Annotated in this window: 14 protein-coding genes; 6 read left to right on the top strand and 8 right to left on the bottom strand. The window is 57.4% G+C overall.

Annotation, left to right across the window (positions count from 1 at the left end):
* Positions 1–60: 60 nt before the first annotated feature.
* Positions 61–1,926: a bifunctional glutathionylspermidine amidase/synthase gene (gene gss / locus ABLV76_RS09660; protein ID WP_004205206.1), complete on the bottom strand. Its 1,866-nt coding sequence runs from the start codon at positions 1,924–1,926 to the stop codon at positions 61–63.
* A 76-nt stretch (positions 1,927–2,002) separates the two neighbouring features.
* On the bottom strand, positions 2,003–2,110 hold the full coding sequence (locus ABLV76_RS09655) for a hypothetical protein (RefSeq protein WP_032426103.1): 108 nt from the start codon (positions 2,108–2,110) through the stop codon (positions 2,003–2,005).
* A 34-nt stretch (positions 2,111–2,144) separates the two neighbouring features.
* On the opposite strand from ABLV76_RS09655, the gene ABLV76_RS09650 reads away from it, so the two are divergent.
* Both ABLV76_RS09650 and yghU read left to right on the top strand, forming a co-directional pair.
* Positions 2,145–2,705, top strand: a complete 561-nt coding sequence (locus tag ABLV76_RS09650; protein WP_004150918.1) for a thioredoxin domain-containing protein — start codon at positions 2,145–2,147, stop codon at positions 2,703–2,705.
* Positions 2,706–2,752: 47 nt separating this feature from the next.
* A complete protein-coding gene (gene yghU / locus ABLV76_RS09645; protein ID WP_002916742.1) occupies positions 2,753–3,619 on the top strand; it encodes a glutathione-dependent disulfide-bond oxidoreductase in 867 nt (288 codons plus the stop codon).
* Positions 3,620–3,654: 35 nt separating this feature from the next.
* On the opposite strand, the gene ABLV76_RS09640 is transcribed toward yghU, so the two are convergent.
* The 5 genes from ABLV76_RS09640 to exbB all read right to left on the bottom strand — a co-directional run bounded on the left by ABLV76_RS09640 (position 3,655) and on the right by exbB (position 6,828).
* The gene (locus tag ABLV76_RS09640; protein ID WP_348878293.1) at positions 3,655–3,942 is read right to left on the bottom strand and encodes a DUF2623 family protein; all 288 of its coding nucleotides are present in this window, start codon (positions 3,940–3,942) and stop codon (positions 3,655–3,657) included.
* Positions 3,943–4,020: 78 nt separating this feature from the next.
* Positions 4,021–4,908 (bottom strand): YghX family hydrolase, encoded by an 888-nt coding sequence (gene yghX, locus ABLV76_RS09635; protein ID WP_043520944.1) that lies wholly within the window; start codon positions 4,906–4,908, stop codon positions 4,021–4,023.
* A 121-nt stretch (positions 4,909–5,029) separates the two neighbouring features.
* Positions 5,030–5,524: a TIGR00645 family protein gene (locus ABLV76_RS09630; RefSeq protein WP_004105804.1), complete on the bottom strand. Its 495-nt coding sequence runs from the start codon at positions 5,522–5,524 to the stop codon at positions 5,030–5,032.
* 140 nt (positions 5,525–5,664) lie between these two features.
* Entirely contained in the window at positions 5,665–6,090 is a 426-nt protein-coding gene (gene exbD / locus ABLV76_RS09625; protein WP_002916785.1) for a TonB system transport protein ExbD, read from the bottom strand.
* Positions 6,091–6,096: 6 nt separating this feature from the next.
* Positions 6,097–6,828 (bottom strand): tol-pal system-associated acyl-CoA thioesterase, encoded by a 732-nt coding sequence (gene exbB / locus ABLV76_RS09620; protein WP_004174395.1) that lies wholly within the window; start codon positions 6,826–6,828, stop codon positions 6,097–6,099.
* Between the two features lie 250 nt (positions 6,829–7,078).
* On the opposite strand from exbB, the gene metC reads away from it, so the two are divergent.
* Together metC and yghB are read left to right on the top strand one after the other, a co-directional pair.
* Complete coding sequence (gene metC / locus ABLV76_RS09615; RefSeq protein ID WP_004205213.1) at positions 7,079–8,266, top strand: cystathionine beta-lyase; 1,188 nt, start codon at positions 7,079–7,081, stop codon at positions 8,264–8,266.
* A gap of 131 nt (positions 8,267–8,397) precedes the next feature.
* Positions 8,398–9,057, top strand: a complete 660-nt coding sequence (gene yghB, locus ABLV76_RS09610) for a DedA family general envelope maintenance protein YghB (protein ID WP_004205217.1) — start codon at positions 8,398–8,400, stop codon at positions 9,055–9,057.
* Positions 9,058–9,108: 51 nt separating this feature from the next.
* Here yghB and ABLV76_RS09605 read toward each other — a convergent pair whose 3' ends face one another.
* Positions 9,109–10,008, bottom strand: coding sequence for an AraC family transcriptional regulator (locus ABLV76_RS09605; RefSeq protein WP_023319156.1), 900 nt, complete (start codon positions 10,006–10,008; stop codon positions 9,109–9,111).
* A 196-nt stretch (positions 10,009–10,204) separates the two neighbouring features.
* On the opposite strand from ABLV76_RS09605, the gene yqhD reads away from it, so the two are divergent.
* Positions 10,205–11,368 carry an alcohol dehydrogenase gene (gene yqhD, locus ABLV76_RS09600; RefSeq protein WP_044524721.1) on the top strand — a complete coding sequence of 388 codons (1,164 nt, stop codon included), beginning with the start codon at positions 10,205–10,207 and terminating at the stop codon, positions 11,366–11,368.
* 144 nt (positions 11,369–11,512) lie between these two features.
* Positions 11,513–12,340 (top strand): 2,5-didehydrogluconate reductase DkgA, encoded by an 828-nt coding sequence (dkgA, locus tag ABLV76_RS09595; RefSeq protein ID WP_048325746.1) that lies wholly within the window; start codon positions 11,513–11,515, stop codon positions 12,338–12,340.
* Positions 12,341–12,406: the final 66 nt, after the last annotated feature.

Genomic DNA, 12,406 nt, shown 5'->3' with positions numbered 1-12,406 from the left:
TTGTTCGTGTCTCTGCGCTCTCCCCGGACAGGGCAGGAGCCGCTATCCGGGGTCAGCACGTCACGCTTTGTCTTTCAATACGATCAGCGGCTCTATGTCGCTCTCTTTTTTCACCACCAGCGACGAATCGCCGCGCAGGCAGGTACCGCCGTAGTTACCGCCGACGGTAAAGGTGCACACCTGGATATACTTGCCATCCACTTTCGGCAGGCACCACAGCTGCTGGTAGATATTCTTGCGATCGACAAACTGGCCGCTGGTCTTATCCAGAACCTCATCCTGAGGCCCGATCAGGTCGATATTGTTCCCGCAGCGCCCGGAAATGGGCTTCACCGCATAGCCGGTTTTCGCCAGCTCGTCGTTAACCACAAAATCGGTATCCAGCAGATAGCGATGATGCGGGAACAGCGACCACAGCACCGGCAGGATCGCTTTGTTGCCCGGGATCACCGTCCACAGGGGTTCGAATACCAATACTTCAGGACGCAGCAGGACGTCAATCAGTCGCACCTCATTCTGTGGATGCCCGGTACGAATCGGCACCGCCGCGTACTCATCGGCGCTGACTTCGCGCACCTGCTCAATGGCGGTTTCCCATGCCCAGGTTTTCCAGACGCAGTTGACCAGCCGCCCGTCGGCGTCGATCAGCTGGCCGGCCGCATCCCAGCGCAGTTCATCGAGGCCAAAGAGAATTTTGCTCTCGAAACCGGCCTGGGTCAGCGAACGCTGGATAAACTTCGCGTGGTAATTCTCTTCCAGATCCTTGTCCTGCATGATGTGCACGAAAGGCCGCGCCCGGCTGTGTTTCCACGCTCCCGCCAGTTCATCGAGCAGACCTTCCGCCGGATTGTGACCAGTGCCATAGTAGCCCTGCTTCAACCACTGCTCGAGGATCAGCCCGCCTTCGGTATGGCAGGAGGCGGAGTCGGCATTGTACTCGTATACCTTCAGCCCGCGCTCGTCCATGCAAAAATCCATGCGCCCGGTGATCATATGATGACGCCGGCGCTGCCAGGAGAGACGCAGACGCGGCCAGAGGATTTTCGGGATATCGAACAGCGCCAGCAGGTTATCATCCTTCATCACCTTATCGGTGGCGTGCAGATACATCAGGTGCAGCTCGTTGGTGGCTTTAATCAGCTCCTGTTCGGCGCTTTCGCTGATAGTGAAATACTGATAAGGATCCTGATTGATAAAATGGCCGTTGGCCGCCACGTAGGCTTTCTGCAGCGGATCTTTCTCGTTCAGCCATTTGCCGCGGAACTGGCCGTTGTTCGGCAGCCGCGCGCCCTTGATCGCCATCGCCTCACCCGGCAGTACCGGCTGCGGCAGGCTGTGTTCGGTATCGGCGGTCTGGATCATCCAGCCTAAAATTTCGGTATCGGCAAAGGTATCTTTGATGGTGTACCGGCCGGCGTTGACCTCGAGGGTCAGCTCGCGGGTCCACTGCTGGCCCTGCGGCAGCGGCGAGTGAATGACGTTCTGCTCGGCGATACGCACCTTATTGCCGACAAGCTGGGTGATCACCGCGACATGGCCGGTGTGCTTGAACTCGCCGCCCTTCTGCCAGATCAGCAGCGAACCAGCGATCGGCGGACGACGGGAGCCGTTGGCGAAGGCCTGAAGCGGGAGAATGTTGTCATTGACCACTTCGCGCAGAAAGCGCAGGGAGAAGATTTCATAGGCCATCCCCACATCGGTAAAGACAAACCCGTAGGTCAGGAACAGAAAGCGGCGCGCAAACTCCACGCACTGCCATTTATGCCCCATATACTCATTGCCGATGTAGCTGCGAAACGTCGCGTCATCCGGATAATCCTGTGGATTTAAGCTACTGTAATTCGATGAATAAATCGCTACGCCGCCGGGCGCGTAGCCTAACAATGTCCCAAACGGGGCGTCACTGCTTGTCGATCCTTTGCTCATTTAGCCTGACCTCAAATTAATGCAGCCCGGGCAGTTGGCGAAACAAAACTCCCTCTTCTTATCCTGCCGCAGGCACTTACCAGACAGAGGTGTAACGATGATACCACTCATTCGTTTCGCTAATCGTGCCGTTAAGGAAAATAACCCTGCAGCCGGAAGCAGAAGTGATATCGTTATCGGTGATATAACAAAAAACAACGCAACATCAGGAGTCGACAATGAGCACACCCTCGCATCTGAATGCCCAACCGCTGGTCTGGGGACACGGCCCGCGGACGTTTGAGGTGTTCCTTGAGCCCACCTGCCCCTACTCTGTCCGCGCGTTTAATAAACTCGACGATCTGCTCGATGAGGTCGGCGCCGATAACGTCACCATCAAGATACGGCTGCAATCGCAGCCGTGGCATCTGTTCTCCGGGGTGATTGTCCGCTGCATCCTCGCCGCGTCCACCCTGCCGCATGGCAGAGAGCAGGCGCATAAGGTGATGCAGGCCGTGGCAGACCATCGGGAAGAGTTTGAGTTTACCGATCACTGCAGCGGGCCGAACATGAACGCCACCCCGCAGCAAATCATTGAACGCATTGAGCGCTACAGTCACGTGCTGCTGGGGGCCGCCTTTGCCCGCCCGGAGCTGCAGGACGTGATCAAATGGCACAGTAAATATGCCCGCCAGAACGGCATCCATGTCTCGCCGACCTTTATGGTCAATGGCCTGGTGCAGCCGGATCTGGGCAGCGGCGATGATGTCAGCGTGTGGGCCGCGCGGATTATGGCCTGAGGTCACCTGCTACACTTTTTGTACATCCACGAAAAAGGCAAACCAGCATGTCAGAGCAAAACTACCAGCCACCAAAAGTGTGGGAATGGAAGCAAAACAGCGGCGGCGCGTTCGCCAACATCAACCGTCCCGTTTCCGGCGCGACTCATGAACGCGTCCTGCCGGTGGGAACCCATCCGCTCCAGCTATACTCACTCGGCACGCCCAACGGCCAGAAGGTGACGATCATGCTGGAGGAGCTGCTGGCGTTAGGCGTCAGCGGCGCGGAGTACGACGCCTGGCTGATACGCATTGGCGAAGGGGATCAGTTTTCCAGCGGCTTTGTCGAGATCAACCCGAACTCGAAGATCCCGGCCCTCAGCGACCATTCCACCACGCCGCCGACCCGGGTATTTGAGTCCGGCAACATTCTTCTCTATCTGGCGGAAAAATTTGGTTTCTTCCTGCCGAAAGATCCTGCCGGTCGCACCGAAACCCTCAACTGGCTGTTCTGGCTGCAGGGCGCGGCGCCGTTCCTGGGCGGCGGCTTCGGCCACTTCTATAACTATGCGCCAGTGAAGATCGAGTACGCGATCGACCGCTTTACGATGGAAGCCAAACGCCAGCTCGACGTGCTGGACAAACAGCTCGCCCGCGGTCGCTATGTAGCCGGCGAGGAGTACACCATCGCCGATATGGCTGTCTGGCCGTGGTATGGCAACGTCGTGCTGGGCAATGTCTATAACGCAGCGGAGTTTCTCGACGCCGGGAGCTATAAAAACGTGCTGCGCTGGGCGCAGGATGTGGGCAACCGCCCGGCGGTCAAGCGGGGACGCATCGTGAACCGCACCAACGGCCCGCTCAATGAGCAGCTGCATGAGCGCCACGACGCCCGCGACTTTGACACCCAAACGGAAGATAAGCGCCAGGCGTAACGCTCTGACCCACCGGAGGCAACCGCCTCCGGTTGTTAGCTTTCCAGCCGATAGCCCGCCATAAAGTAGCGCATCGCGGTCGAGGAACCACTCTCTTTGAAGAAGTCCATCACCATATCTCTGCCAAGGCCATAGCGACGGGTCAGGATCCCCGCCTCCCACGCGCTGAGCTGGCGGTCGCCGGTTTTTTCAAACATGCGGTGCGAGTAACCAAGCACAAACCCGCGTTTATAGTCGGCGCAAAAATTCGCCGCATGCGCGGCGGTATCAGCATAGGATGCCTGTAGCCCCGCCATTAAGCCTTTGCCAAAATGATTTTCCATCAAGCTCTCCCAATCGTTATATAATAAATTATATAGCGTTTTTTTGAGCGAGCGGTAGCGCTATTTATGACGTTTGCGTTAGCGTAAATACTTATCAAACCATGCCAGCGTGCGTTGCCAGGCCAGATCCGCCGCAGCCCGATCGTAGCGCGGCGTAGAATCATTATGAAAGCCGTGATTCACGCCCTGATAGAGATAGGCCTCGTAGACTTTATGGTGTTCCTTCAACGCCTGTTCATAGGCGGGCCAGCCTTCATTAATGCCGCTATCGAGTCCGGCGTAATGCAGCAGCAGCGGCGCTTGAATTTTATCGACCTCCTTCAGCGGCGGCTGGCGGCCGTAAAACGGCACCGCGCAGGCCAGCTCCGGAATGGCGACCGCCGCCGCGTTGCTGACGCCGCCGCCGTAACAAAAACCGGTGATACCAACCTTCCCCGTCGCCTGCGGATGCTTCGCCATAAACGCGACCGCGGCGAAAAAGTCATTCATCAGCTTCACGGGATCGACTTTCTGCTGCAGCGCGCGGCCTTCATCATCATTCCCCGGATAGCCGCCGACGGAGCTCAGGCCATCCGGCGCCAGCGCAATATACCCCGCTTTCGCTACCCGCCGGGCGACGTCTTCAATATAGGGATTCAGGCCGCGGTTCTCATGTACCACCACAACGGCGGGCGCTTTATCGGCTATTTTCGTCGGCGTCACCAGGTAAGCCCGCACTTCGCCGTGGCCGTCAGGAGAGGGATAATGAATATACTCCGGGCGGATATCCGGGTCAGTGAACGGTACCTGCTCTGCCAGGGCATAGTCGGGCTTCAGCAGATTAAACAGCGCCAGCGCGGTCATCCCGCCGACGGCATATTTCCCCGCCAGCTGGAGAAACTCGCGTTTGCTGATTTTACCGTGGGCATAGTAGTCATAATACTCAAGCAGCTGCTGCGGGAAATCTTTGGCCGTTAATCGCGTCATCACCCTGCCTCCGTTGTTTATCGCCTTTTAAGCAAAGCAGAAGCCCGGACATACGCCAGCGCAGTAAAGCAGAAACGGGGAGAAAAAAGCCCGGCAGCTGCCACCGCCGGGAGAGAAGGGATTAGTGTTTCACTTTGGTCAGACGATCGAGGTAGCCCATCACAAAGGCCGACAGCACGAAGGTCAGGTGGATAATCACGTACCACATCAGCTTATTGTCCGGGACGTTTTTCGCATCCATAAACACCCGCAGCAGGTGAATAGAGGAGATCGCCACGATGGAGGCGGCAACCTTATTTTTCAGCGAAGTCGCGTCCATTTTGCCCAGCCAACTGAGTTTTTCTTTACCCTCGTTAATATCCAGCTGCGAGACAAAATTTTCATATCCAGAGAACATCACCATCACCAGCAAACCGCCCACCAGGGTCATATCCACCAGCGACAGCAGGGTCAGAATCATATCCGACTCACTGACGCTAAAAATATGCGGCAGTATGTGGAAGATCTCCTGAAAAAATTTGATGGTCAGCGCAATCAGACCGAGCGAGAGGCCAAAATAAACCGGCGCCAGCAGCCAGCGCGAGGCGTACATAGCATTTTCCAGAAAGCGTTCCATAAGATCCTGTCAGTTAACAAAAAGAAGCGACATTATATCCCAGACAGATAACGTGATGGCAACGCCAGGCCAACACTTCGCTGGCAGACGACAATAAAAAAGGCCGGCGCGCGGCCAGCCTTTTCAGGAAAAGCATCGGGTTATTTGGCTTTGACGGTCTCTTCGCCCACCAGCCCGATCTTGAGATATCCCGCCTGATGCAAGGTATCCATCACTTTCATCATCGTCTCGTAATCGACGGTTTTATCCGCGCGGAAGAAGACGGTGGTATCTTTTTTGCCGGCGGTCAGGCTATCCAGGGCGTTAATCATATTCGCTTCGGTCACCGGGTCGTTGCCGAGGAACATGCTCTTATCCGCCTTCACCGACAGGTAGATAGGTTTTTCCGGTCGCGGTTGCGGCTGGCTGGAGGAGGCCGGCAGATTCACCTTCACGTCGACCGTCGCCAGCGGCGCGGCCACCATAAAGATAATCAGCAGAACCAGCATGACGTCGATAAACGGCGTCACGTTGATCTCATGCATTTCGCCGTTATCGTCCAGATTTTCATTAAGACGCATCGCCATAGCCGATCAACCTACCCGTAATTTCTGCGCGCTGCGCACCGGCTTCACGCCGCTGGCGCTGAGGTCCAGATCGCGGCTTTGCAGCAGGAGTACCTGAGCGGCGACATCGCCGAGCGAGGCCTTATAGCTGCCGATCATGCGGGCGAAGATGTTATAGATGACCACCGCCGGGATGGCGGCGAACAGGCCGATGGCCGTCGCCAGCAGCGCTTCCGCGATGCCCGGCGCCACCACCGCAAGGTTGGTGGTCTGGGTCTGAGCGATGCCGATAAAGCTGTTCATGATGCCCCAGACGGTCCCGAACAGGCCAACGAACGGCGAAATGGCGCCGATGGTGGCCAGGTAGCCGTTGCCACGCCCCATATGGCGACCGACGGCCGCGACGCGGCGCTCAAGGCGGAAACCGGTTCGTTCCTTGATGCCTTCATTGTCTTCGGCGCCGGCGGAGAGTTCGAGTTCGTTCTGCGCTTCATTGATAAGCTGGGTGGTGAGGCTTTTCGCCTCAAAGGCGCTGGCGATATCGCTGGCCTGATCGAGAGAGCGGGCTTCCGCCAGCTGCTGCTGTTCGCGTTTGAGGCGACGCTTACTGGCGAGGATTTCCGCCCCTTTGCCGAAGAAGATGGCCCAGGTGACGACTGACGCCAGAATCAGGCCAATCATCACCACCTTAACGACAATATCAGCATGATGATACATACCCCAAACGGAGAGATCCGCCTGCATCAAATTATTACCCACGCTCTATCTCCACGACGATAATCACAAAATCTGCCCTCAATAATATCAAAACGACATCGAATTGATAGTGGTTCTCATTAGTATTTACACTGTGCAGCAAATCACGTTTATTTTCCTTGCGCTTACGCAGTAAAAAAGTGGCTAACCGCGGGCCTGGTAAAATTTTCGCCTGTATCGGCAGCGCGCTGGTACAGAAAAGAAGAATCATGCTAGTTTAGACGTCCAGACGTATAAAAACAGGTTCATCAACATGGCTGATAAACATCTTGATACCGCGCTGGTCAACGCCGGGCGGAGCAAAAAGTACACCCAGGGCTCAGTGAACAGCGTGATCCAGCGCGCGTCATCGCTGGTTTTCGACACCGTAGAGGCCAAAAAGCACGCCACTCGCAATCGGGCCAACGGCGAGCTGTTTTACGGGCGTCGCGGCACCCTGACCCACTTCTCGCTGCAGGAAGCGATGTGCGAGCTGGAAGGCGGCGCCGGCTGCGCCCTCTTCCCCTGCGGCGCCGCCGCGGTAGCCAACACTATCCTGGCGTTTGTCGAGCAGGGCGACCATGTGCTGATGACCAATACCGCTTATGAGCCAAGCCAGGACTTTTGTACCAAAATTCTCGCTAAACTCGGCGTCACCACCAGCTGGTTCGATCCCTTAATCGGCGCTGATATTGCCCAACTTATTCGGCCGGAGACCCGCGTGGTGTTCCTGGAATCACCCGGCTCCATCACCATGGAAGTGCATGATGTGCCAGCGATTGTCGCCGCCGTGCGTCAGGTCGCGCCGGAAGCGATTATCATGATCGATAACACCTGGGCGGCGGGGATCCTGTTCAAAGCGCTGGATTTTGGCATTGATATTTCCATCCAGGCAGGCACCAAATACCTGATTGGCCACTCCGACGCCATGGTCGGCACCGCGGTGGCGAACGCGCGCTGCTGGCCGCAGCTGCGTGAGAATGCCTATCTGATGGGGCAAATGCTGGACGCCGATACCGCCTATATGACCAGCCGCGGCCTGCGCACGCTGGGCGTCCGCCTGCGTCAGCATCATGAAAGCAGCCTGCGCATCGCCGAGTGGCTGGCGCAGCATCCGCAGGTGGCGCGGGTCAACCACCCCGCCCTGCCCGGCAGTAAAGGCCATGAGTTCTGGAAACGCGATTTTACCGGCAGCAGCGGGCTGTTCTCGTTTGTGCTCAACAAGCGTCTCAACGACGCTGAGCTGGCAGAGTATCTCGACAACTTCAGCCTGTTCAGCATGGCCTACTCGTGGGGCGGCTTTGAATCGCTGATTCTGGCCAATCAGCCGGAGCAAATCGCTCACATCCGACCGGATGCGGAAGTCGACTTCAGCGGCACGCTGATCCGTTTGCACATTGGTCTCGAAAATGTTGACGATCTGCAGGCGGATTTAGCAGCGGGCTTCGCGCGTATCGTGTAAAGTGACAGTCAGTGGCAACAATAGCGGACGCTTTTTATCGGAGCGGCCGCTTTTGTTGCGCCCGGGATCAAGGTGCTCGGGTCTCTTCAGGAGTACACTAGTCAACAATACGGTACCACTTAGGAAAGTCCATGGTTGTCATTCAAGAGATTGTCGCCGCGCTGTGGCAACATGATTTTGCCGCTCTGGCGAACCCTCATGTTGTGGGCGTTGTATATCTGGTTATGTTCGCGACCCTGTTTCTGGAAAACGGGCTGCTGCCTGCCTCCTTTTTACCTGGAGACAGCCTGCTGCTGCTCGCCGGCGCGCTGATTGCTAAAGGCGTCATGGACTTTGTGCCCACTATCGCCATTCTGACCGCCGCCGCCAGCCTCGGCTGCTGGCTGAGCTATGTACAGGGGCGCTGGCTGGGCAATACGCAAACGGTGAAAGGCTGGCTGGCGCACCTGCCGCATAAGTACCATCAGCGCGCCACCTGCATGTTTGACCGCCACGGTCTGCTGGCGCTGCTCGCGGGCCGCTTTCTGGCCTTTGTCCGTACCCTGTTGCCAACCATGGCGGGGATTTCCGGTCTGCCGAACCGCCGCTTCCAGTTCTTCAACTGGCTGAGCGCCCTGCTGTGGGTCGGCGTGGTCACGGGCCTCGGCTATGCGCTGAGCATGATCCCGTTCGTGAAACGTCATGAAGATCAGGTGATGACCTGCCTGATGATCCTGCCAATTGCCCTGCTGCTGGCTGGCCTGCTCGGCACGCTGTTCGTGGTGATCAAAAAGAAATACTGCAGCGCCTGACGTTGACTGCCGGGGGGGCTGCGCCCGCCCGGCCTGCTCCCTCCCCCGGTCTTACATCCCCTGCATCATACGAATACGCGCGGCGTCTTCCCCGGGCGTCATCCCGAAGTAGCGCTTAAACTCGCGGCTGAACTGGGAAGGACTTTCATAGCCCACCTGTATCGCCGCCGCACTGGCCTTCATGCCGTCATGGATCATCAGCATGCGCGCCTTGTGCAAACGGTAGGTTTTCAGATACTGCAGCGGCGAAGTGCTGGTCACCGCTTTAAAATTATGGTGAAACGCCGACACGCTCATATTCGCTTCGGCCGCCAGCCGATCGACGCTGAGGTTTTCGGTGTACTGACTCTCGATATGCTTGAGCACGCGGCTAATCAGGCTGAAGTGGGTCTGCCGGCTGACCAGCGCCAGCAGCGCGCCGCCGCAGGGTCCCGTCAGCACATAGTAGAGGATTTCACGGACGATCTGCTTGCCAAGGATCCGCGCGTCCAACGGCCGCTCCATCACGTCGAGCAGCCGTTCAGCAGCGCACAAGATGTCCTCCGAAAGCACTGCGGAGTTTATCCCGCTGGAGGCAACGGCGGGCTGAAACAGCGGATCCTCGCCAATGTCCATCAGCAGCTCCTGCAGCTGCAGGATATCGACGTTCAGGCGCATCCCGGCCAGGGGCACCTCCGGGGTGGCAAAGGTTTCGCACTCGAAGGGCAGCGGTACGGTCAGCAGTAGATATTCGTTTGTATCGTAGCGAAACGTCCGCTCATTGATATAACCAATTTTATGGCCAGAAAAGAGAAAAACGATCCCCGGCTGGTACATCACCGGCATCCGCGGTCCCGGCTGCGTCCCGTACAGCAGGCGAACGTCAGGTAGCAGCGAACTTAACATTTCGTGCTTATCTTTCAGCTGGTTAACCTTCTCTGTCAGTGTCCGACATATCTCTGCGTGTTGCATTGCCACCGTCTCTCCCGATGTTTCTTCACCTATATATTGTGCGCAGGTCGCCGCGGATTCTCCAGCCATATGGAGAAATAGGCAAGACATAGGCAGAAATGTGCATTGAGGGGCAACGGCGCGAGGACCACAATAACCGTCATCGGGCAGCGGTATCGTCCCTGTCGGCAGTTTTACTCTTTGGAGGACCCAAGCAATGAATAATTTTGACCTGCATACCCCAACCCGCATTCTGTTTGGCAAAGGCGCGATTGAAAAGCTGCGTGAACAGATCCCGGCGGAAGCTCGCGTACTGATCACCTACGGCGGCGGCAGCGTGAAAAAAACGGGCGTCCTGGATCAGGTACTGACCGCCCTGAATGGCCTGGACGTCCTTGAATTTGGCGGCATCGAGCCGAACCCGTCTTACGAAACCCTAATGAATGCGGTGAAGCTCGCCCGCGAAGAGAAGGTCACTTTCCTGCTGGCGGTCGGCGGCGGTTCGGTGCTGGATGGCACCAAATTTATCGCGGCAGCAGCCCACTATGACGCCAACATTGATCCGTGGGAAATTCTGGAAACCTATGGCAGTAAGATCGCCAGCGCCATTCCAATGGGCTCGGTTCTCACTCTGCCGGCGACCGGTTCTGAATCAAACAAAGGGGCGGTGATTTCGCGGAAAACTACCGGCGACAAACGCGCGTTTATGTCTTCGCACGTTCAGCCTCAGTTCGCGATCCTCGACCCGGTCTACACCTATACCCTGCCGCCGCGCCAGGTCGCCAACGGCGTGGTTGACGCTTTCGTCCATACCGTCGAACAGTACGTCACCTACCCGGTTGACGGCAAAATTCAGGACCGCTTCGCCGAAGGCATTCTCCTGACCCTGATCGAGGATGGCCCGAAAGCGCTGCAGGAGCCGGAAAATTATAACGTGCGCGCCAACATTATGTGGGCCGCGACCCAGGCGCTGAACGGCCTGATCGGCGCTGGCGTGCCGCAGGACTGGGCAACGCATATGCTTGGTCACGAACTGACGGCGATGCATGGTCTCGATCACGCCCAGACGCTGGCTATCGTTCTGCCGGCGCTGTGGAATGAGAAGCGCGATACCAAGCGCGAGAAGCTGCTGCAATATGCTGAGCGCGTGTGGCATATCACCGAGGGCTCCGACGACCAGCGCATCGATGCCGCCATCGCCGCGACGCGCCAGTTCTTCGAGCAGATGGGGGTGCCGACCCGCCTTTCCGATTACGGTCTCGACGGGAGCTCCATCCCGGCGCTGCTGGCGAAACTGGAAGAGCACGGCATGACCAAACTGGGCGAGCATCAGGATATCACCCTTGACGTCAGCCGCCGTATCTACGAGGCTGCCCGCTAAGTTACCCCGCCTGATTCACCTCTCCTTACGTTAAACAAACGTCGGGGAGGGGTGTTTTTACTACCGTTTTTAGCTATTTCGTCCAGACTTAATGCTACCCCTCGGCGGATCCTGCTTCGCCGAGTTCATTAACAGGAGGAAGGCATGACACATCCAACCGTTATAAAACTACACGACGGCAACCTGATGCCGCAGCTGGGTCTCGGCGTGTGGAAAGCTGGCAACGAGGAAGTCGTCTCCGCCATTCATAAGGCGCTGGAAGTCGGTTATCGCTCTTTTGACACCGCCGCCGCGTACCAAAATGAGGCTGGCGTCGGTAACGCGCTGCAAAGCGCTGGCGTCAATCGCAATGAGCTGTTCATCACCACCAAGCTATGGAACGACGATCAAAAACGGCCGCACGAGGCGCTGAAAGAGAGTCTCAGCAAGCTGAAACTGGACTATGTGGATCTCTATTTAATCCACTGGCCGGTGCCGGCTATCGGTCATTACGTCGAGGCCTGGCAGGCGCTGATTGAGCTGCAGCAGCAGGGGCTGGCGAAGAGCATCGGCGTGTGTAATTTCCAGGTGCCGCATCTGCAGAAGCTGATTGATGAAACCGGCGTCGCGCCGGTGATCAACCAGATAGAGCTGCATCCGCTGCTTCAGCAGCGGCAGCTGCACGCCTGGAACGCCACCCACAAGATCCAGACCGAATCCTGGAGCCCGCTGGCCCAGGGCGGTAAGGGCGTCTTCGATCAGAAAGTCATCCATCAGCTGGCTGATAAATATGGTAAAACGCCGGCGCAGATTGTCATCCGCTGGCATCTCGACAGCGGTCTGGTGGTGATCCCGAAATCCGTCACGCCGTCGCGCATCGCTGAAAACTTTAACGTCTGGGATTTCCGCCTGGATAAAGAGGAGCTGGGTGAGATTGCGAAGCTGGATCAGGGCAAGCGTCTGGGTCCTGACCCGGATCAGTTCGGCGGATAACAGGTAAAAAAGCCGGGCTGCGCTGATGCGTGCCCGGCTTGAGAAACCACCCGGCCAGCGAAACGC

Origin of the sequence: Klebsiella sp. GB_Kp047 (assembly GCF_040065235.1) — a bacterium.
GTDB lineage: Bacteria > Pseudomonadota > Gammaproteobacteria > Enterobacterales > Enterobacteriaceae > Klebsiella > Klebsiella quasipneumoniae.
Note: the sequence above shows the minus strand (reverse complement) of the source record. Positions and strands in the feature narration are given on the sequence as shown.

Bases quoted from the DNA above. Each gene is read 5' to 3' on its own strand.
- ABLV76_RS09640 (WP_348878293.1), bottom strand. From the start codon at position 3,942: ATGGAAAATCATTTTGGCAAAGGCTTAATGGCGGGGCTACAGGCATCC.
- gss (WP_004205206.1), bottom strand. From the start codon at position 1,926: ATGAGCAAAGGATCGACAAGCAGTGACGCCCCGTTTGGGACATTGTTA.
- ABLV76_RS09605 (WP_023319156.1), bottom strand. From the start codon at position 10,008: ATGCAACACGCAGAGATATGTCGGACACTGACAGAGAAGGTTAACCAG.
- ABLV76_RS09650 (WP_004150918.1), top strand. From the start codon at position 2,145: ATGAGCACACCCTCGCATCTGAATGCCCAACCGCTGGTCTGGGGACAC.
- yqhD (WP_044524721.1), top strand. From the start codon at position 10,205: ATGAATAATTTTGACCTGCATACCCCAACCCGCATTCTGTTTGGCAAA.
- yghB (WP_004205217.1), top strand. From the start codon at position 8,398: ATGGTTGTCATTCAAGAGATTGTCGCCGCGCTGTGGCAACATGATTTT.
- exbD (WP_002916785.1), bottom strand. From the start codon at position 6,090: ATGGCGATGCGTCTTAATGAAAATCTGGACGATAACGGCGAAATGCAT.
- dkgA (WP_048325746.1), top strand. From the start codon at position 11,513: ATGACACATCCAACCGTTATAAAACTACACGACGGCAACCTGATGCCG.
- yghU (WP_002916742.1), top strand. From the start codon at position 2,753: ATGTCAGAGCAAAACTACCAGCCACCAAAAGTGTGGGAATGGAAGCAA.
- metC (WP_004205213.1), top strand. From the start codon at position 7,079: ATGGCTGATAAACATCTTGATACCGCGCTGGTCAACGCCGGGCGGAGC.
- yghX (WP_043520944.1), bottom strand. From the start codon at position 4,908: ATGACGCGATTAACGGCCAAAGATTTCCCGCAGCAGCTGCTTGAGTAT.
- ABLV76_RS09630 (WP_004105804.1), bottom strand. From the start codon at position 5,524: ATGGAACGCTTTCTGGAAAATGCTATGTACGCCTCGCGCTGGCTGCTG.